At 65.7% G+C, this 25441-nt stretch carries 19 protein-coding genes and 1 riboswitch; of the genes, 2 read left to right on the top strand and 17 right to left on the bottom strand.

The window, feature by feature from the left end; translation table 11 throughout:
• Positions 1 to 174 precede the first annotated feature (174 nt).
• The 13 genes from ACSVIK_RS17080 to ACSVIK_RS17020 all read right to left on the bottom strand — a co-directional run bounded on the left by ACSVIK_RS17080 (position 175) and on the right by ACSVIK_RS17020 (position 16684).
• Positions 175 to 2028: a TonB-dependent receptor domain-containing protein gene (locus ACSVIK_RS17080; protein ID WP_442445443.1), complete on the bottom strand. Its 1854-nt coding sequence runs from the start codon at positions 2026 to 2028 to the stop codon at positions 175 to 177.
• Between the two features lie 89 nt (positions 2029 to 2117).
• A riboswitch (cobalamin riboswitch) is annotated at positions 2118 to 2323 on the bottom strand.
• Between the two features lie 49 nt (positions 2324 to 2372).
• Positions 2373 to 3101, bottom strand: a complete 729-nt coding sequence (locus ACSVIK_RS17075) for a methyl-accepting chemotaxis protein (RefSeq protein WP_442445446.1) — start codon at positions 3099 to 3101, stop codon at positions 2373 to 2375.
• 1610 nt (positions 3102 to 4711) lie between these two features.
• Entirely contained in the window at positions 4712 to 6607 is a 1896-nt protein-coding gene (dxs, locus tag ACSVIK_RS17070; protein ID WP_442445442.1) for a 1-deoxy-D-xylulose-5-phosphate synthase, read from the bottom strand.
• Positions 6608 to 6686: 79 nt separating this feature from the next.
• Positions 6687 to 7637, bottom strand: a complete 951-nt coding sequence (locus ACSVIK_RS17065) for an alpha/beta fold hydrolase (RefSeq protein WP_442445441.1) — start codon at positions 7635 to 7637, stop codon at positions 6687 to 6689.
• A gap of 5 nt (positions 7638 to 7642) precedes the next feature.
• Positions 7643 to 10915, bottom strand: coding sequence for a carboxyl transferase domain-containing protein (locus tag ACSVIK_RS17060; RefSeq protein ID WP_442445440.1), 3273 nt, complete (start codon positions 10913 to 10915; stop codon positions 7643 to 7645).
• A gap of 294 nt (positions 10916 to 11209) precedes the next feature.
• Positions 11210 to 12097, bottom strand: a complete 888-nt coding sequence (locus tag ACSVIK_RS17055; RefSeq protein WP_442445439.1) for a polyprenyl synthetase family protein — start codon at positions 12095 to 12097, stop codon at positions 11210 to 11212.
• On the bottom strand, positions 12094 to 12333 hold the full coding sequence (locus ACSVIK_RS17050; RefSeq protein ID WP_268181242.1) for an exodeoxyribonuclease VII small subunit: 240 nt from the start codon (positions 12331 to 12333) through the stop codon (positions 12094 to 12096). The genes ACSVIK_RS17055 and ACSVIK_RS17050 overlap by 4 nt, the downstream gene beginning before the upstream one ends.
• A gap of 117 nt (positions 12334 to 12450) precedes the next feature.
• Positions 12451 to 13218 (bottom strand): sulfite exporter TauE/SafE family protein, encoded by a 768-nt coding sequence (locus tag ACSVIK_RS17045; RefSeq protein WP_442445438.1) that lies wholly within the window; start codon positions 13216 to 13218, stop codon positions 12451 to 12453.
• Between the two features lie 69 nt (positions 13219 to 13287).
• A complete protein-coding gene (locus ACSVIK_RS17040; RefSeq protein ID WP_442445437.1) occupies positions 13288 to 13815 on the bottom strand; it encodes a cytochrome C in 528 nt (175 codons plus the stop codon).
• A gap of 15 nt (positions 13816 to 13830) precedes the next feature.
• Positions 13831 to 14352 carry a methylamine dehydrogenase light chain gene (locus tag ACSVIK_RS17035; RefSeq protein ID WP_268181248.1) on the bottom strand — a complete coding sequence of 174 codons (522 nt, stop codon included), beginning with the start codon at positions 14350 to 14352 and terminating at the stop codon, positions 13831 to 13833.
• Between the two features lie 16 nt (positions 14353 to 14368).
• Positions 14369 to 14980 carry a methylamine dehydrogenase accessory protein MauD gene (gene mauD / locus ACSVIK_RS17030; protein ID WP_442445436.1) on the bottom strand — a complete coding sequence of 204 codons (612 nt, stop codon included), beginning with the start codon at positions 14978 to 14980 and terminating at the stop codon, positions 14369 to 14371.
• A gap of 3 nt (positions 14981 to 14983) precedes the next feature.
• Positions 14984 to 15523 (bottom strand): MauE/DoxX family redox-associated membrane protein, encoded by a 540-nt coding sequence (locus tag ACSVIK_RS17025; protein WP_442445435.1) that lies wholly within the window; start codon positions 15521 to 15523, stop codon positions 14984 to 14986.
• Between the two features lie 12 nt (positions 15524 to 15535).
• Positions 15536 to 16684 carry an amine dehydrogenase large subunit gene (locus ACSVIK_RS17020; RefSeq protein WP_442445434.1) on the bottom strand — a complete coding sequence of 383 codons (1149 nt, stop codon included), beginning with the start codon at positions 16682 to 16684 and terminating at the stop codon, positions 15536 to 15538.
• A gap of 320 nt (positions 16685 to 17004) precedes the next feature.
• Here ACSVIK_RS17020 and ACSVIK_RS17015 point away from each other — a divergent pair, with 320 nt between their 5' ends.
• Entirely contained in the window at positions 17005 to 18330 is a 1326-nt protein-coding gene (locus ACSVIK_RS17015; RefSeq protein WP_442445433.1) for a hypothetical protein, read from the top strand.
• Positions 18331 to 18446: 116 nt separating this feature from the next.
• The gene (locus ACSVIK_RS17010) at positions 18447 to 18923 is read left to right on the top strand and encodes a MarR family winged helix-turn-helix transcriptional regulator (RefSeq protein WP_442445432.1); all 477 of its coding nucleotides are present in this window, start codon (positions 18447 to 18449) and stop codon (positions 18921 to 18923) included.
• A 7-nt stretch (positions 18924 to 18930) separates the two neighbouring features.
• On the opposite strand, the gene feaR is transcribed toward ACSVIK_RS17010, so the two are convergent.
• The 4 genes from feaR to ACSVIK_RS16990 all read right to left on the bottom strand — a co-directional run bounded on the left by feaR (position 18931) and on the right by ACSVIK_RS16990 (position 25435).
• The gene (feaR, locus tag ACSVIK_RS17005; protein WP_442445431.1) at positions 18931 to 19866 is read right to left on the bottom strand and encodes a transcriptional regulator FeaR; all 936 of its coding nucleotides are present in this window, start codon (positions 19864 to 19866) and stop codon (positions 18931 to 18933) included.
• Positions 19867 to 21027: 1161 nt separating this feature from the next.
• Complete coding sequence (locus ACSVIK_RS17000) at positions 21028 to 22515, bottom strand: aldehyde dehydrogenase family protein (protein WP_442445430.1); 1488 nt, start codon at positions 22513 to 22515, stop codon at positions 21028 to 21030.
• Between the two features lie 187 nt (positions 22516 to 22702).
• Positions 22703 to 23758 (bottom strand): extracellular solute-binding protein, encoded by a 1056-nt coding sequence (locus ACSVIK_RS16995; RefSeq protein WP_442445429.1) that lies wholly within the window; start codon positions 23756 to 23758, stop codon positions 22703 to 22705.
• A gap of 123 nt (positions 23759 to 23881) precedes the next feature.
• Complete coding sequence (locus ACSVIK_RS16990; RefSeq protein WP_442445428.1) at positions 23882 to 25435, bottom strand: methyl-accepting chemotaxis protein; 1554 nt, start codon at positions 25433 to 25435, stop codon at positions 23882 to 23884.
• Positions 25436 to 25441 lie beyond the last annotated feature (6 nt).

Below are 25441 nucleotides of genomic sequence, written 5' to 3'. Positions count from 1 at the left end.
GAGGGTTTTGGTTACTTTTGCCCGCAAAAGTGACTCGCCCGGGAGGGCGAAACCAAAAACATCAGCAAAAACGCGGCAATTCGGAACAGACACCCCAAAAAACCAACCGCATTGCCAGTCCGGTATCAAACAAGCAGTCCCCCCAAACTGCCAATACCCCTACCAGCCTCGAATCTACAGCGCTGGCGTCCAGGTCACCGCCAGCAGCGCGGTGCGGCCAGCATCGCGGTAGGGGCGTGGCTCGCCCATGAAGTCCAGCGCGCTGGTTGGTCGCATGTAGTTGCTCAGGGCGTAGCGACGATCCAATACATTGTCCAGCTTCAGATCCCAGCGCAGCTCGGGCGTGCTCTGCCAACTGCTGCGCAGGTCGAGTACGCCATAGCCGGAGAGTTGGCGGGTGTTGGCGGCGTCATCGTAGCGTTGGCTCACCACACGCCAGGAACCGCCTACGGTGAAAGCGCCGAACTGGCGGTCGAGATCCAGGCTCAGGGTGCGCCGTGCGCGGTAGGCAAGTGTGTGGCCGTTGCTGCGGTCGCGCGGGTCGATCAGGCTCAGGCCGAGGTTGGCGCGCCAGCCCAGCAGGTTGCGGGCAACGCTGGCCTCGAAGCCATCGATGCGTGCCCTGGCGATGTTCTCCGGTTGGTTGGCGCTGCTGTCCCAGGCGATCATGTCGTCGATGTCGGTGCGATACAGCGACGTGCTCAACTGCGTGCCGGAGGCGTCGGCGCGCCATTGCAGCTCGTAGGTTTTCGAGGTCTCTGCTTGCAGATTCGGGTTGCCGGCACCTGGGTAGTAGAGGTCGCTGAAAGTGGGCGCGCGAAAGCCCTCGGCATAGCTGAGGATCCAGCTCTGGCTGTCGCCAACGGGCAGGCTGAGAGCGGCATTCCAGCTATTCTGGCTGCCGTAGCGCTGGTTGTCGTCGTGGCGCAGGCCCAGTTCGGTGCCGAAGTGCTCGCCCTTGAAGCTGTGCTGGGCGAAGAAGGCATGGTTGTCGCGTTGGTCTTCGGCAAATGCCGTGCTGCCATCGACCCGATCCTCGTACCAGTCGCTGCCCAGGGTCAGTTGGTTGGCGGCGCCCAGTTGCAGGCGGTTGATCCAGCTCGCCGAGTGGCGCGTGGTTTCCAGCGTGCCATTGTTCCAGCTATCTGCCGCGCCCAGCGCCTTGTTGCGGTCGAAGCTGCGGCCCAGCTCGAGACGGCTGTTCCAGTTAGCGCTGAGCTGGCCGTCCAGATAGCCGCTGTAGCTGCTCAGGCGGAACTCGTCGTGGGGCTGGCCGGGGACGAAGTTGTAAGCGTCGTCGTATTCACTGTCGCCGCGTTGGTCGTTCAGGTTCAGCCCGGCTTTCCAGTCATCGCTGAAACGATGATCCAGGTTCAGGTGTACGGCCTTGTTGCGCAGGCCGTCATGGTCGCTGTCGGCGCCGACGTCGTCGCTGGTGCGATCCCAGCCGTGGCTTTCGTCCAGGCTGCCGCCGAGATTGAAGGTGGTGCGCTCGTTGCCGCCTGCCAGCGTCACGCTGCGCTGGAAGGTACGATGGCTGCCGAGCGCCAGGCGCACCTGTGGGTGCAGACCTGCCTCGCCACGGCGGGTGAAAATCTGGATCACCCCGCCAATGGCGTCGGCGCCATACAGGGATGAGCGCGGCCCGCGCGTCACTTCCAAGCGCTCCACGTTATCGATGTTCAGGTAGTCCAGGCGGGCGATGCCACTGCTGGCGGAGGCAACGCGTTGGCCGTCGATCAGCACCAGGGTCTGTGCGGTACTGGTGCCGCGCACGGAGTAGGAAATCACCCCGCCGGAGCTAGCAACCTGCACGCCGGGCACGCGGCTGAGCAACTGCGGCACGCTGCGCGCCTGCAAACGCTCGATATCCTCACGCGTGAACACGCTGGTAGCTGCCGTGGCCTGGGCCTGCGGTTCGGCCTGGCGGCCGGAGGTGACCACCAGCGGTTCGGTCACATAGGGTTCGGCAGCCGGCGACAGCGCGGGCACAAGGGCGATGGCCAGGGCCAGGCGGGACAGTTTCATCGTTATTCCTCAAAGGTCGGCAGACGTTCGAGGAGGGCAGGCGCAAGCACGCGGGGGGGGCGGTGCTTGAGCGTGTCGCCCTCCGCAACACGCGTCACACCGCCAGGGCCGGTCTCCGGGCTCTCGACCGATATCCGCCTTCCCGGGGCTTACCCAGTGGCTGTTGGATGCCGTTGCAGCCTTGTGGCTGCTGTCGATTACCGTTGCGGGGGCAGCGTCGGCATTGCTCATGATGACCGCACCGACTTCCCGTTTAACGCCGCTTGCGCGGCACACCCTGGCGGAACATGAAGTGCGCGCACCTTAGTGCGCGCCCGTGGGAATGACAAGCAAGCTGCGCTCATTCAACGATGAGTGGAGTTCATGCTCATGTGAGTCGCTGCCCTGGACTGCGTCGGCAGCTTCTCGTGGCGCAGCTCGCGGGGCTTCGTCGTGGGCTCTTGCTGGCTCAGGCGACTGGCCGTCTTGTGCAGATCCAGCACCAGTTGCGCCAGGGCCTGAGCTGCCTGGAGGATCTCCTCGGCGCTCTGGCTGCTGCGCTCGGCGGCGCCGGTAATGGCCTGGGCCTGATCGTTCACCGCATGCACCTGGGTCAGTTGCGATTGCATGCTCTGGCTGAGCTGGACGAGGCGGCCTTGCATGGCCTCCACGTCATGCTGGATGCGCTGCAGGGCTGCGGTGGCCTCATCCGAGCGGGCCACGCTGCGCTGCGCCGCTTCCTGGCAACTGTGCATGCTGTCCATGCTCTCCAACGTCTGCTGGCGCACGCTGGCCAAGGTGGTGGTGATCTCCTCGGTCGCTTGCGAGGTGCGCCTGGCCAGGTTGCGCACCTCATCGGCGACCACGGCGAAGCCGCGTCCGCTGTCGCCGGCGCGGGCGGCCTCGATGGCGGCGTTGAGCGCCAGCAGGTTGGTCTGGTCGGCGATGGCGTGAATCGACTCGCTGATGTGCTGGATGGCCGCTGTCTGCTGGTTCAGGGCTTGCAGGGTCTGGCTGGACTGCTGGATACGCTCGGCCAGTTGGCTGACTTCCTGGGCGTTCTGGTTGACCGCTGCGCTGCCTTGGCGGGTCATGGCCAGGGCCTGTTGCGAGGCGCGTTCGCTGTCGACTATGTAGGCGGTGGCTTCGCCGATGCTGTGGTTGACCTCCACCATGGCACGGGCCGTGGACACCGCCGCGGTCTGCCCTTCGCCGGCGCATTGGCTGGCACTGCTGGAGATGCGGCTGAGGTCGCTGGAGCTTTGTTGCAGGGCGGCACCGGCGCTGAGAATGCCCTGCATGGTGTGGTCCATCTTGTCGACGAAGCTGTTGACCCAGCCGGCCAGCGCGCCGGCCTCGTCGCTGTTGAAACGCTGGAGCTCCAGGCGGTTGCTCAAGGGGGCCCCGCATTCGGCGGTTTCCAGGAAAAAGTCCGACAGCGCCTGAAGCTGACGCATGCGTGGGCGCAGGCTGAAGGCCCAGTAAACGAGCAGCAGCAGGGCGCTGGCAGTGATGCTCAGCGCGTTGGCATGGGTTGGCAGCAGGCGTGGTAATTGCCAGTTCAGCAGGCCCAATGCCAGCAGGCCGAATAGCAGGTGGCTGGTCAGGCTGTAGCCGAGGCTGCGCTGGCGGTAGACCTCTTCCAGATCGCCTTCGCACATCAGCCCCCAGGTGTCCGGGGAGCCGGGCATCTGCAAGGTCAGGCCGGCACCGACCACCGGCACGTAACGATAGTCTGGGTAGCCCGGATACAGGGCGAACAGGTTGTGCCCCTTGCGGATGGTTTCCCGCACCCCCGGATGCAACTGGCCGCTGGATGGGTCAGTGAAGCGCAGCTCGAACTCGGTGTGGTGTTGCACCTTTACGGTGCCGAAGGGCGTTTTCACGCCCTGTTTCAGGTTGTCACCGCCAGTGAAGGTGTCGTCCTCGAAGCGCGAGCGAGACAGGGCGGTGCCTGGCGCGATCTGCGGGTCGTGCACACTCTTGACCATGAACAGGTAGTTGTCGCCGGAGTCGCGGTAGACATGACCGGCCTCGCGCTGGATCAGGTCGCTGAGCACGTCGTTGGGGATGCGCGCGCACAGGCAGCCGAGCGCCTTGCCGGCCTGCTGCAGGGGCTGATGGAACATCAGGGTCACGGCATCGTGGAACTTCGAGGTGGTGGCCCCCAGTTGCAGGGTCAGCGGGTCGACATAGGGGCCATGCAGGAACTGCCCGGCCAGGCCTGCCGTCAGGGCCTTGGCATCGTGACGCTGGCCGATTCGTGGGGCGTGGGTGGAGGCGACGATCAGGCCGCTGGCATCGACCACGAACAGCTCGGAGACTTCCGGCAGGTGCTGGTGCAGCCGTTTCAGATCGGTGGTGCTGGAGAGTGGCCAGGCCTGCTGCAGGCCTGCTGCGATGAGTTCCAATGCCTGCCAGTGCTGTCTGGCCCAATTGGTCAGCAGATCGACGCGGGTCCGGGCCAGCCCCGCGAAGGTTTTCTCGACCCGCTCGACCTGGCCGGCGTTGAGCAGACAAGACCAGCGCATGGCCAGCTTGCCGGTCTTGCCAAACCAGGGCAGCCAGCGTCGCTCGCGCCCGGTGAAATCCATCCCATCACTGCGTAGCTGCATGATGCGCCCCTGTCCCCTGCCTTTGGGGATTCTTGTGCAGGGAGTCTAGGCCAAGTATTAGCAATAACTGGGCCGGACGGCGCGTCAGGTCAGGGCTGGAGCTGTTTCAGGCGTTGGCGGATCGCGCGTTCGATGCCGGCTTCGTCGAGGCCGCATTCGGCGAGCATCTGGCTGGGTTTGGCGTGCTCGACGTAGTAGTCCGGCAGGCCCAGGTGCAGCATCGGCACCTGGCGGTTCTCGGCGGCGAAGAACTCGCCGACCGCACTGCCGGCGCCGCCCATGATGCTGTTTTCTTCGATGGTCACCAGCAGCGCGTGGTTGCCTGCGAGTTCACGCAGCAGAGCTTCGTCCAGGGGTTTGACGAAACGCATGTCGACCACCGTGGCATCCAGGGTTTCACCCACGCGCAGGGCTTCGGCCAGTTGCACACCGAAGGCCAGCAGGGCGACGCCCTTGCCTTGGCGACGTACCACCGCCTTGCCGATCTCAAGCGGCTCCAGGCCGGCATCGAGCGGCGCGTTGGGGCCAGTGCCGCGCGGGTAGCGCACGGCGGCCGGGCCGTCGAACAGGTGGCCGGTGGTGAGCATGCGGCGCAGTTCGTTCTCGTCGCTCGGGGTCATCACCAGCATGCCGGGGATGCAGCGCAGGTAGGAGAGGTCGAAGCTGCCGGCGTGGGTCGGGCCGTCTTCGCCGACCAGGCCGGCGCGGTCGATGGCGAACAGCACGTCGAGGTGCTGCACGGCGACGTCGTGGATCAGCTGGTCATAGGCGCGCTGGAGGAAGGTGGAGTAGATCGCCACCACCGGCTTGGCGCCTTCGCAGGCCATGCCGGCGGCCAGGGTCACGGCGTGCTGCTCGGCAATGGCGACGTCGAAGTAACGCTCGGGGAAGCGCTCGCTGAACGCCACCAGGTCGGAGCCTTCCTTCATCGCCGGGGTGATACCTACCAGGCGCGCGTCCTGCTCGGCCATGTCGCACAGCCATTGGCCGAACACGTTGGAGTATTTCGGGCCGCTCGGTTTCTTCGGCGCGGCCACCGGGGTCACCGGCTCCAGCTTGGTGATGGCGTGGTAGCCGATGGGATCAAGTTCGGCCGGGGCGAAGCCCTTGCCCTTCTTGGTCACCACATGGAGGAACTGCGGGCCTTCCAGGTCGCGCATGTTGCGCAGGGTGGCGAGCAGGGTGGGCAGGTCGTGGCCGTCGATGGGGCCGACGTAGTTCCAGCCCAGTTCCTCGAACAGGGTGCCGGGCACCAGCATGCCCTTGGCGTGTTCCTCGACCTTGCGCGCGATCTCCCAGGCGCCGGGCAGGCGCGAGAGGATCTTCTTGCTGCCCTCGCGCATGCTGGCGTAGGTGCGGCTGGAGATGATCTTGGCCAGGTAGTTGGACAGGCCGCCGACATTCTTGGAGATCGACATGTCGTTGTCGTTGAGGATCACCAGCATGTTGGCGCCAACGTCGGTGGCGTGGTTGAGCGCCTCGAAGGCCATGCCGGCGGTCAGGGCGCCGTCGCCGATCACTGCCACGCTCTTGCGCTTCTCGCCCTTCAGGCGGGCGGCGATGGCCATGCCCAGCGCGGCGCTGATGCTGGTGCTGGAGTGGCCGACACCGAAGGTGTCGTATTCGCTCTCGCTGCGCCGCGGGAAGGCGGCCAGGCCGTCCTTCTGGCGCAGCGTGCCCATGCGCTCGCGACGCCCGGTGAGAATCTTGTGCGGATAGGCCTGGTGGCCGACGTCCCACACCAGGCGGTCATCGGGGGTGTCGAAGACGTAGTGCAGGGCGATGGTCAGCTCGATCACGCCGAGGCCGGCACCGAAGTGCCCACCGCTCTGGCCCACGCTGTAGAGCAGGTACTGGCGCAGCTCGTCGGCGAGGGTTTCCAGGTCCGCTTCGGCCAGGCGGCGCAGTTCGTCCGGCGTGTTGGCGCTGTCGAGCAGCGGCGTCAACGGACGCTCGCGGGGGATCTCGTGGAAAGTGGTCGGCATCAGGCGAATCGTTATAGGGGTAAAAGATGCGGCAGTTTACCTGATGCCGCCAGAACAGCCCAATCCGCTGTCCTGATCGTCAGCGATAATGTCGACCGAGGAAATCCAGCAACCGCTCGTTGACCTGCTCACTGCGCTCGCCCTGCAGCCAGTGGCCGGCGCCGGGCAGGTCGTGGCGTTCCAGGTGCGGCACCTTGTCGCCCATGCGTTTCAGTGTCGGCGCCTCGAAGCGGCCGACCGGGTCGTTTTCCCCGAGCAGGAACAGGGTCGGTTGCATCACCTGCAGCCCGGCCAGGTGCTCGGTACGCTGCCAGTTGCGCTCGAAGTTGCGGTACCAGTTCAGCGCGCCGCGAAAGCCGTGGCGCTCGAAGGTGCGCAGGTAGTGGGCGAAGGTGGTCTCGTTGCACCAGGTCGGCAAGGGCAGTTCATCCGGCATGCCGTCGAACAGCCGCGCATCGGCCGGTTTGTCCGTCGCCAGCAGGGCATCACCGAGGCCGCCGAGCAGCAGGCGCAGGCTGCGACCGATGTCTTCGTCCAGTTCCGCCTCGGCCAGCCCCGGCTGCTGGAAGTAGAGGATGTAGTGGAAGCGCCCGGCGTAGGCCTCACGCATCATCTCGATGGCCGGGCGTTTCGGCCGGCCGCCGAAGGGCACCGACAGCGCGCCGAGCGCCTTGACTCGCTGAGGCTCCAGCAGCGCCAGGTGCCAGGCCACCGGCGCGCCCCAGTCGTGGCCGACCACCGCCACCTCGCGCTGGCCGAGCAGGTTCATCGCCGCCTGGATATCGCCGCACAGGGTGAGCAGCTCATAGGCTGCCGGATCGGCCGGTGCGCTGCTGGCGCCGTAACCGCGCATCTCCGGGGTGAACACCCGGTAGCCGGCGGCGGCCAGCGCCTCGATCTGCGGATGCCAGGCGTACCAGCACTCGGGAAAACCATGCAGCAGCCACACCGGCTTGCCGTGCTCGGGGCCGGCGCTGTACAGGCTGAGTTCGATGCCGTTGACGGCGAGCAGGCGGTGGTTGAGGTGCATGGCGATTACCAGGTGTCGATAAAGGGACGTTTCTTGCCGTCGCGCCGCGGCGGACGCGGCGCCGCATTGAGGCCGCGCAGCAGCCAAGCGCGGCTGTCGGCCGGATCGATCACGGCGTCGATCTCAAGATAGCTGGCCATGTTCAGCGCCTTGCCGTTGGCGTAGGCCTTGGCCACCAGCTTGTCGAACAGCGCCTGGCGCTTGGCCTCGTCCGGCTGGGCTGCCAGCTCCTTGGCGAAACCCAGGCGCACCGCACCTTCCAGGCCCATGGCGCCGAATTCGCCACTGGGCCAGGCAGCGGTGAACAGCGGCGAATGGAAGCTGCCGGCCGCCATGGCCTGGGCGCCGAGGCCGTAGCCTTTGCGCAGCACCAGGGTGAAGAAGGGCACCGTAAGGCTGGCGGCGGTGACGAACAGGCGCGAGACATGGCGCACCGTGGCTTGCTGCTCGGCTTGCGGGCCGACCATGAAGCCGGGGGTGTCGCACAGCGAGACGATGGGCAGGTCATGCGCCTCGCACAGTTGCAGAAAGCGCGCGGCCTTGTCGCCGGCCACGGCGTCGATGGCACCGCCCAGGTGCGCGGGGTTGTTGGCGATCAGGCCGAACGGCTTGCCCTCGATGCGAATCAGCGCGGTGATCAGGCCGGGGGCGAACTGGCGGCGTAGCTCCAGCACGCTGCCGTGGTCGGCCAGCAGCTCGATCACCTGGCGCATGTCGTAGACGCGCAGGCGGTTTTCCGGGATCACCTGGCGTAACTCGCGGCTATCGCTGCACTGCCAGTCGCTCACCGAGCCCTGGAAATAGCCCAGGTACTGCTTGGCCACGGCGACCGCTGCGGCCTCGTCTTCCACCAGCACGTCGATCACCCCGTTGGGGCCCTGCACACTGGTCGGGCCGACCTGCTCTGGGGTGAAACGGCCCAGGCCACCGCCTTCGATCATCGCTGGGCCGGCCATGCCGATGCTGGCGTTACGGGTGGCGATGATCACGTCGCAGCAGCCGAGCAGCGCGGCGTTGCCAGCGAAGCAGCGGCCAGAGACCACGCCCACCGTCGGCACCAGGCCGGAGAGTTTGGCCATGGCGACGAAGGTGTGGCAGTCCAGCCCGGCCACGCCGACGAAGTCGGTATCGCCCGGCCGACCACCACCGCCTTCGGCGAACAGCACCACCGGCAGGCGCCATTGCTCGGCCAGGGCCAGCATGCGGTCGGTCTTCTTGTGGTTCATCACCCCCTGAGTGCCGGCGAATACCGTGTAGTCGTAGGCGATGGCCATGCAGCGCGCGGCCTCGGCGCCGAAACTCGCGGCGTTCACCGTGCCGATGCCGGCGACCAGGCCGTCGGCCGGGCTCAGTTCCAGCAGCTCCTCGGGCGAACGTCGGCGGCGCTGGGCGGCCAGGGCCATGGCGCCGTATTCGATGAAGCTATCTGCATCGAGCAAGTCCGCGAGGTTTTCCCGCACCGTGCGCTGACCGGTCTTGCGCCTTTTCGCCACGGCTTCGGGACGGCGCGCGTCGGTCAGGCGCGCGTGGCGTTCCAGCACTTCGGCCAGGTCGGCGCGGATATGCGCCAGGTCGACCGCCTGCTCGCCATGCTCGGCGAGGCCATCCACCTCGGCAGGCTCCAGGAACGCCAGCGCCTGGCCCTCACCGATGGCGTCACCGGGCGCCACGGCCAGCGCACGGACGATGCCGCTGTGCTCGGCCTTGACCTCGAACTCCATCTTCATCGCTTCCAGCACGGCGATGGCCTGGCCGGCGGCGACGGCTTCGCCTTCGGCCACTGTCAGGCTGACCAGTACACCGGCGCTGGACGCATTCAGGGCCAGGGTGCCGGGCGGCGCGTCGGCACTGGCCGTGGCGCTGTGCTGCGCAGCGTCAGTGGCGAAGTAGCGGTGCGGGTGGGCCTGCTCGCGCACCGCCAGCAAGGCGTCCAACTGGCGTTCGACATAGGTGGTATCGACCTGGTTGGCGATCACCGCCTCGCATTGCAGCAGGTTCTGCAGCAGGTGCAGGTTGCTCGCCACGCCGTCGAGGCGAAACTCGCACAGCCCCCGGTAGGCGCGGCGCAGGGCGCCGGGGTAGTCGCTGGCGCTGGCAATCAGCTTGGCGACCAACGAGTCGTAGGCCGGGCTGACGGTATAACCGGCATAGCCGCAGCCATCCACGCGCAGACCGGGGCCGGAGGGTGGTTGGTAGGCGTTGAGTACGCCGCTGGCCGGGCGCGCGCTGCCATTGGCGAGCAGGCTTTCCAGATTCAGGCGCACCTGCACGGCATAGCCTTTCGCGGGCGGTGGAGTGAGCAGGTTCAGCTCGGCCAGGCTCTTGCCGGCGGCCAGGTGCAGTTGCGTGTGCAGCAGGTCGACGCCGGTGACCTGCTCGGTGACGGTGTGCTCCACCTGCACGCGCGGGTTGGCTTCCATGAAGTAGAAGCGCCCCGGCTGGTCGAGGTCGAGCAGGAACTCGAAGGTGCCGATGCCGCGATATTGAACCTCGGCCGCCAGGCGCAGGGCGCTGGCGATGATGGCGTCACGGGTGGCCACATCCAGCTCGGGGCTGGGGGCGATCTCCACCAGCTTCTGGTGGCGGCGCTGCAGACTGCAGTCGCGCTCCCACAGGTGGCTGACCGCACCGCTGCCGTCGCCGAGTACCTGCACTTCGATATGCCGGGCGCGGCGCACTCGCTTCTCCACGTACAGGGCGCCGCTGCCGAAGGCGCCCTGGGCCTCCGAGGCGCAGCGGGCAAAGGCCTCGGCCAGTTGCGCCGGTTCGTCCACTGCACGCATGCCACGCCCGCCGCCGCCAGCCAGGGCCTTGAGCATCACGCTGCCGTGTTCGGCAAGAAAGTCCGCGGCCTGCTCCAGCGTCACCGCCTGGTTGATCCCCGGTACCAGCGGCACTGCGCAGCGTTCGGCCAGGGCACGGGCGGCGGCCTTGTCGCCGAACAGTTGCAGGGTTTCTGGCGACGGGCCGACGAAGGTCAGCCCGGCCGCCTGGCAACGACGGGCGAACTCGGCGTTCTCGGCGAGAAAGCCGTAGCCAGGATGGAGGGCCGTGCAGCCCCGCTCGCGGGCGATGCCGATGAGCTGATCCATGTCCAGGTAGGCCGCGACACCGCGACCGACCAGCGCCACGGCCAGGTCGGCCTTGCGCGTGTGCAGGCAGGCGCTGTCGTCTTCGGCGTACACCGCGACACTGCGAATACCGAGGTCGGCGCAGGCCTGGGCGATGCGAATGGCGATCTCGCCACGGTTGGCGATCAGCAGGGCGGGGAAGGGCATGGCGGCTCCGGACGTCTCGTCGTTATGGAGCCATCTTAGGAGGCTTGCCGCAGGGGTAAAGCAAGCCTCATATGGCGATCATGTGGTCATAGATGACAATGATGGGGGCGGAGCGGCCATCGCGGCTGAAGCCGCTCCCACAAGAGCCACCTAGCAGGCCGTTGAAAAACGTAGGCGAGGCAGGCAAGACAAGGCAAAAACAGCCGAAAAAGCGCAGTTTACGTGTTGTAAATGAGCATTTTGAGGCTGTTTTTAACGCAGTATTGCCAACGCAGGTAGTTTTTCAACAGCCTGCTAGCTGCGCCGCTCGACGATATAGCGCGCCAGCTCACGCAGCGGCTCGGCGTTGTCGCCGAGCAGGCGCACGGCGTGCAGGGCCTGGTCGCGCAGCTCCAGGGCATAGTCCTTGGCCGCTTCGAGGCCGAGCAGGGCCGGGTAGGTGGGTTTGTCGTGAGCTTCGTCCTTGCCCTGGGTCTTGCCCAGGGTGGCGGTGTCGCTCTCCACGTCGAGAATGTCGTCCTGCACCTGGAAGGCCAGGCCGATGGCGCGGGCGTAATTCAGCAGGGCCTTGAGGCTGATCTCGTCGGCCTGACCGCTGGCCAGGGCGCCGAGCAGCACGCTGGCTTCGATCAGCGCGCCGGTCTTGTGTCGGTGCATGATCTCCAGCGCTGCGCGGTCGAGCTTCTGGCCCACCGAGCCAAGGTCGATGGCCTGGCCGCCGACCATGCCGGCCGGCCCCGCGGCGCGGCCCAGGGCGGCGAGCATCTGCAGGCGCACCTCGGCATCCTGCGGGTTGCGCTGTTCGTCGGCGAGCACCTCGAAGGCCAGGCTCTGCAGACCGTCGCCGGCGAGAATGGCGGTGGCTTCGTCGAAGGCCTTGTGGGTGGTGGGCTGGCCGCGACGCAGGTCGTCGTCGTCCATGGCCGGCAGGTCGTCGTGCACCAGCGAATAGGCGTGAATCAGCTCCACGGCGCAGGCGGCGCCATTGGCTCGCTCGGCGTCGCCTTGCAGCGCCTCGCAGGCGGCGTAGACCAGCAGCGGGCGCACGCGCTTGCCACCGTTCATCACGCTGTAGCGCATGGCCTGGTAAAGGCGTTCGAGTTCCGCGCGTGGTGGCTGGAAGAGGCTGTCGAGCGCGGCATCGACACGCGCCTGGCAGCGCGCCTGGTAGGCCTTGATCATGCCTGCTCGTCCGCGTCGAAGGGGGCCGGCTGCAGCTCGCCGTCGCGCTCCAGCAGGATCTGCACCTTCTGCTCGGCCTGGGCCAGCGCCGCCTGGCACTCGCGGGTCAGGCCGATGCCTTGCTCGAAGGCGGTCAGCGAGTCCTCCAGCGACAGCTCGCCGCTTTCCAGGCGCTCGACCAGTGCCTGCAGTTCGGCGAGAGAATGTTCAAAGTCGGGGGCTTTCTTGCGGGCCATGGCGGCAGGTCTCGGGCAGCTTGGAAACCGCGCGACACTAGCAGAGCCGCGCCATGCGGGCAAATCAACAGGCGGCGCATCGACGAGGCCGCGCTGTTTCGGTGCGCACGGCGCACCCTACGGCAGATAGGTGCTCCAGAAGTAATACAGCGTCATGCCGCTGCCGACCAGAATGACGAAGCTGCGTAGCAGCGTCGGCGGCAGTTTCTCGCCCAGTGCGCCGCCGGCATAGCCGCCGAGCGTGGCGCCAGTGAGGAGGATGGCCAATTCGTACCAACTGACGCGCCCGGCAATGATGAAGGTCAGGGTGGCGATGCTGTAGATCACGGCCGAGATCAGGTTCTTCAGGGCATTGGCGCGGGCCAGCGGGTGGCCTTCGATGGAGAACGCGGCGAGCTGCAGAATGCCCATGCCAGCGCCGAAATAGCCGCCGTAGATCGACACGCCGATATGCGCGCCCAGCGACAGCGGCGTGTGTGGTGGATGTTCTGACTCCTTGCGCCGTGCAGCGAGCCAACGACCCAGCCAGGGGCTGGCGGCGAACAGTGCGGTGGCGGCCAGCAGCAACCAGGGGATCAATACGCGGAACACATCGTCGCCGCCTGCCAGCAGCAACAGGCCGCCGAGCAAACCACCGGCCAGACCCGCGAACAACAGGGGCAGCAGATAACGGCCGAGCGGCCGCAGCGAAGCGCGTGCGGCCCAGGCGCCGGCCAGGCTGGCTGGCCATAGCGCCACGGCGTTGGTGGCATTGGCGGTCACCGGCGGCAGGCCGGCGGCGAGCAGGGCGGGGAAGGAGAAAAAGGTGCCGCCGCCAGCCAGGGCGTTCATGCCCCCAGCGGCGAAACCGGCGAGGGCCAACAGCAGCAGGTCGAACAGAGTCATCGGGCAGGCTCGCACAAAAAGAGTGCAGCATAAGAGCAGGGCTCTGATGCGGCCAGCCCGACCATTGGCTCAGGGGGCTTTGTCGCTCATACCGTCATCGATCGCGATGCCCTGTTCGCGCATCTGCTCGATCAGGTGGGCGCGGGTATCCGGCAGGTTGAGCATGCTCACCTTGCGCAGGCGGGCGACTTCCTCGGCGCTGTAGGGCTGGTAGTGCGCCGGCATGCTCTTGCCGGCCATGCCGTCCTCGCGCAGTAGCCAGTTGAGCAGATCGGCCAGTTGCGCGTCGTTGAGCGCCGATTGCGACATGCCGGGCACGCGCACCAGAAACTCACGGCCACCCTCGACCTTGAGGAAGTTGCCGACGAAGTCCTTCATCTTCGGTGTGTCGTTGGCCTTCGAGCCCGTGCCGTCACCGAGGTGGCAGCCGGCGCACTGCAACTGGTAGTTAACCGCTGTGCTGTAGCCGGCCTGGGCAATCGGCGTTTGTGGCGCCTCGTTGCCCGGGGCGTGTTTCTGGTTGGGATCGGGGATGGCCCGCGCCATGGCCAGGGGGGCGACCATGGCGCAGGCCAGTCCGATGATGAGCGCACGCATGCTGGCCCCCTTTTCTCAGATCGCGACGCCACGAATGACGGCGATGGTGCAGTTGTAGATGTTCGACTTGGCAGCCAGGCACCAGTTGATGTCGTTGTTGTTGAAGGGGCGATACAGCGGCTCCTCGCTGTCGTTGCGGGTGCAGGCGCACTGGGTGCAGCTGTGCTTACCGCAGCAGTCGTTGTAGGAAATGATGTAGTCCTTGCCATCGCCGGGGTTGCGGCAGGTGCCGATCCAGCTCACCTGCGACACCTCGGTGCCTGGCGGGCAGGAGGTGACGGAGCCGCCGCAGCAGGAGCAGAGGAAGCCGTCGATGGAGCAGTAGCGCCAGTAGTCGCAGCTATTGGGATCCCCCGGATCGCCGGCTTTCGGTGCTTCGGCGGCCAGGGCCTTGCTGGTGCGGTCGATGGGCAGCAGCACCGGCAGGGCGGCACCGGCCACCATCAGCGAGCCGAGGCGACCGAGGAAGTTACGCCGCGAGGTGGTGTCGGCCACGTGGCGAGTGGAGCGTTCGAACAGGCGGTCTAGCAATTTCATGTCAGGGCTCCCTGGCTCAGTGGTTGTGCGCGCCGTGGGCGGGCTGGCTGTTATGCAGGTACTGCTGGAGGGTGGCGCTGCCCAGGTGTTCGGTCTCGAACAGGCTGTCGAGGTGCTCGCGCGAGTTGACCAGGCCCTTGGCACGCAGCACGCCGCCGTTGTCGATAAGAGCGGCGTAGGGCAGCTTGCCGATCTGGTAGGTCATGCCCACTTCCGGGCCGACCACATAGGTGGCGTTTTCGAGCTTGTGCTCGGCGATCAGCGCCTGCTGCGCGTCCATGTCACCGTCGCTGACGTAGACCACGTCGAGGCGATGGGCCTGCTCCTTGGCGATGGACTTGATGGCCGGCAGCAGCGATTTGCAGATCGGGCAGGTTGGCGAGAGGAAGAACAGCAGTTGCGCCTTCTCGCCGGCGTAGCCGAAGTTCACCGGGCGACCATGACGGTCGGCGGCGGTCACTTGCGGGGCGGGCTCGTTGACGGCCACGCCTTTGTCGACCATCAGTGCGCCGGCGGGCGCCAGGCGACCATGCAGCACGCCGATCTGACGAACCAGGCCCATGATGGCGAAGGCCAGGGCGATCAGCAGGCACCACAGCAGAATGTTAGAAACGATCAGAGCTTCCATGATTCACCTTCCGATGAGTTTGAGCAGACGGGGACCGTTGGCCAGCAGGCCTTCGGCGGTGGCGTAGATGAGCAGGGCCACGGCACTGGCGGCGATGACGACGAACGCGTCGAACAGGCCCAGGTCGCGGCTCAGTGGGGCGAGGCTGGCGACCAGGGCCAGGCTCACCAGTACGGCATTGCGTGCCAGCAGCAGCGGGCGGATCGGCTGATCCTGCTGCGGCCCGGCGCAACCGCAGTCGATGTCGCGGCGGCCGCGCCACAGGTTGATGGCGATGGCCAGGGCGTAACCGGCGAGCAGTGCGGCAGCGCCAAGCGCCGCCAGGTGGCGAGCCATCGGCACCAGCAGGGCGAAGGCCAGCACCGCTTCGAGCCAGGGCAGCGTGCGGGCCACCGGGCGCACCAGGGCCTGTGGCAGTAGCTGGTAGTTCTCCAACAGGCTGGCGAAGCGGGCCGGTGCGCGCAACTTGTGGGTCGCGGCGCTGGCCAGGATCACCGCTACCGCAAGGGCGGCGGTAATGACGAAGATCGGATCAGGTTGCATGACTGCACCTCGTCAGTGGCTGAGGACGTAAATCGAGGTTTTGGCGATCTTTTCCACGGTACCGCTGTGCTTGCCGCTGGTCAGGTCGAAGACCTCCAGGCCGCCGATGACGTTGGCGCCGAGCAGCAGCGGCTTGTCGTCGGTGGTGGCGCGCAGGCTCCAGACCGGGGCAGGGGCTTCCAGGGTGCCGATGCGCTTGTGCGTCTTGAGGTCGTAGACCCAGATGATCGGGCTCGGGTCTTCCCACTTCATCGCCTCGTGGGCGTCGTGCATCAGCACGTAGAGGCGGTTGAGCTTCGGCGCAACAGCAATCGATTGCCAGCCGCCCGGCGCCCAGCCGGCCTTCTTGTCGGCGGCGTCGGTCACCAGCTCCCAAGCCGGGATGATCTTCGGTTGCTCACCGGAGAAGTCCACGGCACGCACGGTGCCGGTGGTGCTGACGAAGTAGTAGGTGTCGCCCACGGCGTAGGCGCGCTCCACCAGCTTCTCGGCGTTGGGGTCGAAGAACGCGGTGTGACTGCGGGCCGTTTCCTGGCCTTGGTCGTTCAGCGTCACCACCTGCAGGTTGCCATCGCCGCACAGCGAGGCGAACCGGCGTTTGCCGATCGGGTAGTTGAGCACGCAGCCGGGGATCGAGATCTCGCTGACCACTTTCCTGGCCTGGGTGTCGACCACAGTGACCGAGGTGGACGGGGTGAAGTTGTAGATGTAGACGAAGCGGTCGTCCGCGCTGGTGCCCAGTGCGTGCGGCTCCGGCAGCATGACCCCGCGTTTGCTGGGGATCACCACTTCCCAGTCGGGCGACAGGGTGCTGGTGTTCCAGGCGGTGAGCACGTCGGTGCGGGTGCCGCGCACACCGCGCGAGTAGTAGAGGTCGGCGGTGTACAGGTACTTGCCGTCACGGCCGAGGGTCGAGGGCGCGGCGAACCCAGTGCTGATCATGCCGAGCATGCGCTTGCTCTCGGGGTCGACCACGGTGATACGGCCGGTCACCAGATTCTCGAACTCGGCGTCGACGATGTAGGCGCGGTGTGGTGATGGTGGGAAGGGCAGGGTTTCCTGGCCGATGGTGTCATTGGGCAGATCGGCGTGGGCGCTGAGCCCCGCCAGGGACAGACCCAGGGCAAGGGCGGTCTGCCGGATGATCCAGGGGGTTCGCATGGAGTTCTCCTTGTTCTTGGGCATGCAAGGCGTTGCCCTCGGAGGCTGCAGCGGTCTGGCCGGGCGGATGCTGAACATACGGGCTTTCTCCGGGGCGAGTGATGGGGAATGGGCATCACAACGATCCTAAAAACGCTGCCGGGTGACTTGTAAGCGCCTGCACGAAACTTGTATTTGCCTGCCAGTCTCCAGCTTTCTGTCGCTACATGACGCGATCTGGCAGGCATCGGCAAATGAATGGCAGGCAGATGAAAGTTCGCACGGGGTAGAGGACATAGCGTCGAGTTTCGCCAATTCCACTCATGACTCTGGGGATCGTTATGTGCAAATTGCCATTCTTTCATCTGTCTGCCCTTGCCCTGTTGATCGGCAGTGCATTACCTGCCGCTGCAGTCGAGCTCTATGCCGATGACGACACGCACCTGCAAGGCAACCTCGAAGCCGCATTCGGCATTTTTCACAGCCGTGAGAACTACGCGGCCAGTGGCCGCCTGCAGGAAGGCGGCTCGTCGTGGCGCGAGGGTTACGTCAAGTATGGTCTGAGTCTCGATCAGGGGCTGGGCAACATGGGCAGTGGCTATGGCGCCTTTTCCCTGCTCAGCTCCGCAACCTGGGGCGACGGTGACGCGGCGGGCTTCTCCGACGGCTCCGAGCGCACCACCAAGATCGAGGATGCCTACCTCGGCTGGCGCTCGGGCAACCTCTTCGAGGCGCTCGGCGAGAATGGCGTGGATCTTTCCTTCGGCCGGCAGAACGTCAGGGTCGGTGACGGCTTTCTGATCAATGGCGATGCGTTGAACATCGGCAAGGGCCTGGCCGATGGTGAATTCAATCGCGGTGGTGCCTACTACCTGGCCGCGCGCAAGGCCTTCGACCAGACCGCCGTGCTGCGCCTGGGTGGCGAGCAGGGCTGGCGCGGCGACCTGATGTGGCTGAAGTCCGATAACCGTGCGCAGGCCAAGACCGAACTGTATGTCGGCACCCTGGAACACGTGGCCGATGCCGGTACCGTCGGGCTCACCTACATCCGTACCCGCGACGTCGACGAACGCTACGCATCGCCCGCGCAGTTGCAACGCAAGGGCATGGAGACCTACAGCCTGCGCGCAGCGGGCAACGCGGGTGTGGAAAACCTGGCGCTGTCCGGCGAATACGCCTGGCAGGATCGCGACCAGGGCCCTGACGAGAACGCCTGGTACCTTGAGGCCGGCTGGACCTTCGCCGATGTCGCCTGGTCGCCAACGCTGACCTATCGCTACAGCCGCTTCTCGGAAGGCTTCGACCCGCTGTTCTATGGCTTCAGCCGTGGCTTCGGCACCTGGTTCCAGGGCGAGGTGGCGGGCAACTACGCCGGCCCGTTCAATAGCAACAGCCGCGTGCACCATGTCGGGTTGCGGGCCACGCCGCTGGAGAATCTCGCCATCGGCGCGCTGTGGTTCGACTTCGACACCATCGATCAGGCGCGTGGGGACTTTTCCGGGCGCGAGCTGGATATCTACGCCGAATGGGGGCTGACCGAGAACCTGGTGGTGATGCCGGTGGTGGGTCTCTATCAGCCCAGCAAGAGTGCCGGCGAAGGCGGTGCGCAACTGGGTAACGACGACCGCAACCTTTACAGCCAACTGGTCTTCGCCTTCAATTTCTGAGGCGTGCCAACCCTGCCAGCGCAGGCCGCGCCGCTTCCGAGCGGCGCGATGCCGCAGTGAAAGAATTAATGGATTTATCTATTATCTGGCGTCCTTTACAGCAAAGCGGTTCGTCCATGAAGGTGCCGAAAAAGCGTCGCAATCGTTACAACCCGATCAGCGAAGAATTTCACAAGGAAGAGTTTCCCTTCTACTGGCTGGTACGTGTTCATGCGCGCTACACCATGAGCATGGAGAGGCTGCTGAAGAAGATCGACCTCGACATCCCGCGCTGGCGGGTGTTGAACATCCTCTACGAGGCCCAGGAGGCCAGCATTTCCGAGATTTCCGAGTTCGCTGTGGCCAAGCTGTCGACCATCACCAAGATCGTCTATCGGATGAAGGACGATGGCCTGGTGGACACTCGGCAGAGCGACCAGGATGGCCGAGTGACCCAGGTGTCGATCACCGACAAGGGCCGTGAGGCCTATTTCGCCATGCACGAAGCCACGGCGCAGGTATTTCACGATGGCTTCAAGGGCCTGACCGAAGCGCAGATCCGCAAGCTCAACCAGACCCTGGCAACCATGTTTGACAACCTCTCCGGTACCTGAGCAGGCTCTAACCCGGCACTACCCGTTGCCGGTTCGAGGCGTCGGCACGATAGGCGCGCGGTGAAATGCCGTAATACTGCTTGAACACGCGAGAAAAGTGCGCCGAGTCGGTGAACCCCCATTTGTAGGCGATGGTGGTGATCGGCAGCGCCTGGCCGCTGGTCTCGGCCAGCTCCCGTGCGCTGCGTTCCAGACGCTGGCGCTGGATGTAGCGGCAGATGCTGTCGCCGTCGATCTCGAACTGCCGATAGAGTTTGCGCACCGAGACGTTCAGCTTCGCTGCCAGTTCGGCCGGCGTCGGTGCATTGGGCAGCGACTCGCTGATGATCTTCTCGGCCAAGCGTCTGAGTGGCCGGCCGGGATCCTGCAGGCTGTCGTCATGGAAGGCCGGTGGCAGCAGGGCGATCAGGGCATTCTGCAGAGCTGTACCGTAATGCTGCTGGGTGGCCGAGCTCAGTTCGCCATTGGCGATCTGCTGCAGGATGCCTTGCAGCAGGTGGCCGGTCGGGCTCTCCTGCTCCAGCTTGCCGAAGCGGCGTGCGCTGGCCGGTAGCAGCGGGTCGACCATGTCCCGGCACAGGTGCACGGAAAGCTGGCGGATCAGCCCCTGGGGTTTCATCTCGAAGGCTTGCGCCGAATCGAGCAAGGCCAGGTCACCGGGGTAGAGGACGAATTCGCGATCCCCCTGATCGATGGCCATGACGCCCTCGCGCTGCATGACCAGGAAGTAGTAACGGTCATCGGCGCGCGCCGTGTTACCGCGTTGGCGGTTGATGGCCAGGGCGTTGGTGCTGATGTCGGCGATCTCCAGGCCGCCCAGGTCGATGCGCTGGATCTCGCCGATGAAGTCGGCATCCCATGCCTGTTGGGTCTCGAAACGTCCACAGACGGCATGGACATTGTGGTTCCAGTGCTCGAAAGCGTGGGATGAATGCACGGTCATGAGGCGGCCTCGTTTTATTCTTGGCGTTTTTGGGTGCGCTTTTGTGTCGTATCTGCACACTCTTCAAATAACGTGAATGTTCAAGCATTTTTTGAGCCAGAAACTGCCAGGTGATGTCGCGCTGAGATCACTGGTCGGTTTTCCAGAAGGCAGCCGGATACGGGCGGGCGTGCTCGCCAATGAGCACTGTCGGGGGGCGTTTAGTTCAGGGGCGCGGCGGTTGCTGGGGGGCGAGGCGTTGTTGCTGGTTTGATACCGGAATGGCAAGTTTGTGTGTTGCTTGGTGTTCTGGACGCCGCTTCAGTGTGTTCGGAAACTCCTTGTTTCGCCCCCTCGGGCGACTCACTTTTCTTTGAACTCGGATTGCCGCCCAGCGCAAAGAAAAGTAAGCAAAAGAAACGCACCCCCGCCATCCGGAACTAGGCGTCCCCGTCATGCTTCGCTCGACTTACCTCACTCCGGCACCGCTCCGGGGTCGGCTTGCAAGGGCCATCCCTGACCCATCAAGCCTCTCGCGGCAGCCCCCTGCGCAATGCCTACGCTCGGCCTCCTGAAGGGGGAGTTAGCGCGCCTGAACGAACTGGCATGTCAGGTGTTGCACACAGTGTTCTGGTCGCGGTGAGTCGTCGAGTTAAACCAATAGTTTCATTCGCGTAGGGCGTACTCGCGAAGCAGTACGCCGTTGGTGGGAGTATTGAACGTAGGTTGTGGTGCCGAACTGGGCATGGCTCGGCGGACTGTTCGCTGGCGCTCCTGAGTCCGCCCTACGGCTGACCAGCACTCCGCGCTACTTCTGGGTTACCTAAGGTTCAGGCGCGTGCAGAGCCCGCCCAGGAGGGCGAACGGAATCGTCGCGGAAGAGGTTGAGCGACATGGATGTCGCGAGAGCCGCGATGGGCCAGGGATGGCCCACCGCGGCGGGCCTCTGGAGCGGCGATGGAGTGAGCGAACCCTCGCGCAGCGAGGGCCGGATGATCGGGCGGAGGGTTTTGGTTACTTTTGTCCCAAAAGTGACTCGCCCGGGAGGGCGAAACCAGAAACATCAGCAAAAACGCGGCAATCCGGAACAGACACCCAAGCAACCAGCAACCAACACACAAACTTGCCAGTCCGCTATCAATCCCCAAGGCCGTACTGCCCTTCAAGTGAACCGTATCCCAATCAGTAACGAATCATCACCGACTTGAGTTCGGTGTAGTCGTCGATGAAGGCGCTGCCGAATTCACGGCCGGTGCCCGAGGCCTTGATGCCGCCGAAAGGCACGGAAGGGTCGAGGAAGGTGTGCATGTTGACGTACACCGTGCCGGCCTCGATCTGCGGGATCAGGCGCAAGGCCTGGGACAGGTCGTTGCTCCAGATGCTGGCGGTGAGGCCGAACGGCGAGTCGTTGATCAGGCCCGGCAGTTCCTCGACGCTGTCGTAAGGCAGCACGCAGAGGATCGGGCCGAAGGTTTCTTCGTGCAGCAGGCGATCCTGCGGCCCGTTGGCCAGCACCACGGTGGGCTCGACGAAGTAGCCGGCGCGGGCCAGCGGCTTGCCGCCGAAGACCACCTGGCTCTGCTCACCAGCCAACTGCAGGAACTGCGCGACCTTGTCGAACTGCGGTTTGTTGGCCAGCGGGCCGAAGTTCACGCTTTCGTCCAGCGGCGAGCCGATGTGCATGCCCTGCAGGGCCGCAGTGAATTTGGCCAGGGTCTCGTCGAGGCGTGAGCGGTGCACGTAGACCCGTTCCGGCGCAGCGCAGACCTGGCCCTGATGGACGTAGCCGGTCTGGATCAGGCCGGCCACCGCGCCGTCGATATCGGCATCGGGCAGCAGCGCGGCGGCGTTCTTGCCGCCCAGCTCCAGGGTCACGCGGGTCAGGTTGGCCGCCATGGCGCTCTGGCCGACCTTGAGCCCGGTAGGCACCGAACCGGTGAAGGACACCTTGGCCACGTGGGGATGCTCGATCAGGCTGGCACCGACCTCGCCGCTGCCGTTGAGCACGTTGAACACGCCCGCCGGCACGCCCGCCTCGATGGCCAGCTCGGCCAGGCGCAACAGGGTCAGCGGGGTGAACTCGCTGGGCTTGAGCACCAGGGTGCAGCCGGTGGCCAGGGCGGCGGCGATCTTCCATACGCCGATCATCACCGAGAAGTTCCACGGCACGATACCGGCGACCACGCCCACCGGCTCGCGGCGGGTGAAGGCGGTGTATTGCTCACCGGCCATGGAGGGGAACGACGGGGTCATGGTTTCGCCGTTGATCTTGGTCGTCCAGCCGGCGTAGTAGCGCAGGAAGATGGCGCTCTGGCCGACCTCGAACATGCGCGACAGGTGGATGGACTTGCCCGAGCAGAGGGTCTCTAGCTGCGCCAGCTCCTCGCCGTTGGCTTCCATCAGGTCGGCCAGGCGGTTGAGGATCACGCCGCGCTGGTAAGGCGAGGTCTGCGCCCATTCGCCCTTGAAGCTGCGGCGCGCGGCCTGGCAGGCGGCCTCGATATCCTCCTGGCCGGCATGGCCGATCTGGGCGATGACCTGGCCAGTGCTCGGGTCGACGATGGGAATACGCTTGGCGCCGTTGGGCGCGCGGTACTGACCATCGATGAAATGGCCGTGATCGCGCTGGAGGAAGGCTTGCACCTGAGGCAGTAACTGGATTTCGCTCATGGACGACTCCGGGGGGCTGGCGCGACCCAAGGTTCTTCGCCTTCGTGGGCCTGCGGATGGGCGGGTGACTCGCAGGCGCCCGAGGGGCGAGGAGCCGGGATTGTCTGGGCGCTATTCATAGCATTCGGGCTGGCGAAGAAATTGATCATGGCAGACAGCTTTTTGTAGATGCCTGCCAGATGGGGGCTCAGCGATGGGCGGCCTTGACGCGCGCCCAGGCCTGATCGAGTACCTGCTTCTGTTCGCTGGAGAGGCTGTCGAGCAGGTAGCTGCGACGCCTTTGCTCTGTCGTCAGCACCTGGGCTGGATGTTCCTGGGCGAAGGCCTGCAGCAGCTTGGAGTCGTTCGGCAGGGGGGCGTAGAAGCCGGTGGTGCGTGCATTGCGGATGGCTGACTGCGGGGCGATGAGAAAGTCGATCAGGCGGTAGGCTAGCTGCGGATGAGGGGCATTGCTGGGAATCGCCAGGGTGTCGATGTACAGCGCCGCGCCTTCGTCGGGAATCGAATAGCGCAGTTGCGGATTGCCTTTCATGGCCATCACTGCGTGGCCGCTCCAGGCCATGGCCAGGCAAAGTCTGCCGGCGATCAACTCGTCGACGAAGGCCCAGTTGTCCAGGGAATGCAGCAGGGGCGCGACGGCTTCGAGGTTGCGCATTTGCCGGCTGATCAGTCGCTCGCTGCTGGCCGCCAGGCGCCGCCCACGGTAGTTGAGCAGCAGTGATCCGGTCTCCTCGGCGGCGTCGAGCATGCCGATACCGCAGGCGCTGAGCCTGGCCGCCTGCTCCGGGTCGAACAGCAGGCCCCAGCTATTGGGCAATGGCGTGGGGTAATGAGCCTGGGCCAGTTGCGGGTCGAGCACCAGGCCGATGGAGCCCCACAGATAGGGCACAGCATGGCGATTGGCGGTGGGGATACCGGCCAGGGTCGACAGCAACCAGGGATCCAGGTCGCGGTAATGCTGCAGCCGGCCAGTGTCCAGTGCGCTCAGGCGACCCTCGGCGATCAGGCCCTTGAGCATGAAGTGGCTGGGCATCACCAGGTCGTATTCGCTGCCCTGGGCCAGGGCCCGGAGCAGTTCTTGCGTACTGGTGTAGGGCTGATAGTCGACCTTGATCCCTGTTTGCGTCTGGAAATCCTCGAGCACCTGCGGGTCGACGTAATCCTTCCAGCCGTAGACGCGCACGACCTCCTGGGCCTGGGCGGTACAGGCCAGCAGAAGCAGCAGGGCGAGCAGCCGTTTCATCGCATACCTCCAGGTCGGGTGAGCGCGGCGATGGCCGGCCCCGGGTCAGGTCATTCAAGCGCCGCGGAACGCGTGTTAATTGATCACGACCGCCAAATTCTTGTACCTGGCTGCCAGTTCGCCTCAGCCCTCCAGAAAACGCCGTGCCAACCCCAGTTGCGATTCGGCCAATTGATGCAGGGTCTGGCTGATGGTGTTGCTGTGGTTGGCCTCCTGGCTGGCGCGTTCGGTCAGGCCGGCAATAGCCGTGATCTGCTGGTTGATCTGTTCGGCCACCTGGCCCTGCTGTTCGATGGCGGCGGCCATCTGCAGGCTCATGCCGCTGATCTGCGCGACCTCGTTGCAGATGCGCGTCAGGGCCTGGCGCGACTGCTCCACATCCTGGCTGGCGCGTTGTGCGGCCTGTTCGCCACGCTGGGCCGTGCTCAGGGCCGCGCTGCTGTCATGGCGCAGGCTGGCGATGGAGCGCTGGATGTCTTCGGTCGACTCGCGGGTGCGCGAGGCGAGGCTGCGCACTTCGTCGGCCACCACCGCGAAGCCGCGCCCGGACTCACCGGCGCGGGCCGCCTCGATGGCGGCGTTGAGGGCCAGCAGGTTGGTCTGTTCGGCGATGCTCTGGATCACCTCGGCGACGCCACCGATGGATTCGATGGCGGCAGCCAGATTGCCGACCGCCTGGCCGATCTCGTTCACTGCCCTGTGCATGTCCTGAGCCGAGCGTTGGCTGTCGAGCGCCTGATGTTCACCGTCGCGGGCCAACTGATCGGCATTCTGCGCCGCTTGCGCGCTGTGCTGCAGGTTGCGCGAAAGCTCCTGGATGGTGGCGCTCATCTGGTTGATCGCGGCAGCGCTCTGCTCGGTTTCCTGTACCTGGCGCTGCAGTTGCTCGACCGAGCGCTCCACCACGGCGGCGGAGGTCTGCGCCTGCTGGCGCAGTACCACGCTGTTGATGCAGATGCGCGACATCACCGTGCTCATGCGTTCGCGTTGGCTGTTCAGGGCCATGGCCAGCAGGCCGATCGGCCCGGGCTGGTCAGTGTGCAGCGGGGTCAGCAGTGGGTCGCTATAGGCCTGCGCATGCTGGGCGAGCAGGTTGCGAGTCAGTCGCTGCTGGCGCAGTGCCGGCTGCAGCCCGGCGAGCGCCAGCGCCAGCAGCAGTGGCAGACCCAAGGCGGCCGGCAGGTAGGCCAGTAGCGTGGCCAGTGCCAGGCCCAGGCCGAGCGCCAGTTGCAGGCCGTGACCGAGCAGCAGTTGGCCAAGGCGTTGCAGCGGGCTCCATGGCGCCCGGCCTTGCGCCAGGCGTGCATAGAGGCGTTCGGCCTGGCGCGCCTGCGCTGGTTCGATGGCTTGGTAGACGGTGCCCAGCGCCGCCAGCTTGCCGTCATCGAACAGCGGTACCACGTAGAGGTTGCGCCAGTCCACTCCACCTTGCCGGTGGCGGATCATCACCGGCGCCGTCCACGGCACGCCGGCGCGTAACGCACGCCACATGCTGGCGATCACCGCTGCCGGCATCTGCGGGTGGTTGATCAGTTCGTGAGGCTTGCCGAGCACATCCTGTTCGGCATGGCCGCACATCTCCAGATAGGCGGCATTGCAGGTGAGCAGGATGCCCTGCGGATCGAGCCGGGAAATCGGCGGCTCCTGGAAACCTGCTGGGGTGTTGGCGGCTTGCATGGCACG

It is taken from the genome of Pseudomonas sp. NCHU5216, from assembly GCF_052156495.1.
Taxonomy (GTDB): Bacteria; Pseudomonadota; Gammaproteobacteria; order Pseudomonadales; family Pseudomonadaceae; genus Aquipseudomonas.
This window is presented reverse-complemented; position numbering and strand designations above follow the sequence as displayed.

Excerpts from the sequence above, each read along its gene's own strand:
- ACSVIK_RS17015 (WP_442445433.1), top strand. The coding sequence starts at position 17,005 with ATGTGCAAATTGCCATTCTTTCATCTGTCTGCCCTTGCCCTGTTGATC.
- ACSVIK_RS17075 (WP_442445446.1), bottom strand. The coding sequence starts at position 3,101 with ATGACCCGCCAAGGCAGCGCAGCGGTCAACCAGAACGCCCAGGAAGTC.
- ACSVIK_RS17000 (WP_442445430.1), bottom strand. The coding sequence starts at position 22,515 with ATGAGCGAAATCCAGTTACTGCCTCAGGTGCAAGCCTTCCTCCAGCGC.
- ACSVIK_RS17035 (WP_268181248.1), bottom strand. The coding sequence starts at position 14,352 with ATGAAATTGCTAGACCGCCTGTTCGAACGCTCCACTCGCCACGTGGCC.
- ACSVIK_RS17010 (WP_442445432.1), top strand. The coding sequence starts at position 18,447 with ATGAAGGTGCCGAAAAAGCGTCGCAATCGTTACAACCCGATCAGCGAA.
- ACSVIK_RS16990 (WP_442445428.1), bottom strand. The coding sequence starts at position 25,435 with ATGCAAGCCGCCAACACCCCAGCAGGTTTCCAGGAGCCGCCGATTTCC.
- mauD (WP_442445436.1), bottom strand. The coding sequence starts at position 14,980 with ATGGAAGCTCTGATCGTTTCTAACATTCTGCTGTGGTGCCTGCTGATC.
- ACSVIK_RS17025 (WP_442445435.1), bottom strand. The coding sequence starts at position 15,523 with ATGCAACCTGATCCGATCTTCGTCATTACCGCCGCCCTTGCGGTAGCG.
- dxs (WP_442445442.1), bottom strand. The coding sequence starts at position 6,607 with ATGCCGACCACTTTCCACGAGATCCCCCGCGAGCGTCCGTTGACGCCG.
- ACSVIK_RS17080 (WP_442445443.1), bottom strand. The coding sequence starts at position 2,028 with ATGAAACTGTCCCGCCTGGCCCTGGCCATCGCCCTTGTGCCCGCGCTG.
- ACSVIK_RS17050 (WP_268181242.1), bottom strand. The coding sequence starts at position 12,333 with ATGGCCCGCAAGAAAGCCCCCGACTTTGAACATTCTCTCGCCGAACTG.
- ACSVIK_RS17020 (WP_442445434.1), bottom strand. The coding sequence starts at position 16,684 with ATGCGAACCCCCTGGATCATCCGGCAGACCGCCCTTGCCCTGGGTCTG.
- feaR (WP_442445431.1), bottom strand. The coding sequence starts at position 19,866 with ATGACCGTGCATTCATCCCACGCTTTCGAGCACTGGAACCACAATGTC.
- ACSVIK_RS17055 (WP_442445439.1), bottom strand. The coding sequence starts at position 12,097 with ATGATCAAGGCCTACCAGGCGCGCTGCCAGGCGCGTGTCGATGCCGCG.
- ACSVIK_RS17045 (WP_442445438.1), bottom strand. The coding sequence starts at position 13,218 with ATGACTCTGTTCGACCTGCTGCTGTTGGCCCTCGCCGGTTTCGCCGCT.
- ACSVIK_RS17040 (WP_442445437.1), bottom strand. The coding sequence starts at position 13,815 with ATGCGTGCGCTCATCATCGGACTGGCCTGCGCCATGGTCGCCCCCCTG.
- ACSVIK_RS17060 (WP_442445440.1), bottom strand. The coding sequence starts at position 10,915 with ATGCCCTTCCCCGCCCTGCTGATCGCCAACCGTGGCGAGATCGCCATT.
- ACSVIK_RS17065 (WP_442445441.1), bottom strand. The coding sequence starts at position 7,637 with ATGCACCTCAACCACCGCCTGCTCGCCGTCAACGGCATCGAACTCAGC.
- ACSVIK_RS16995 (WP_442445429.1), bottom strand. The coding sequence starts at position 23,758 with ATGAAACGGCTGCTCGCCCTGCTGCTTCTGCTGGCCTGTACCGCCCAG.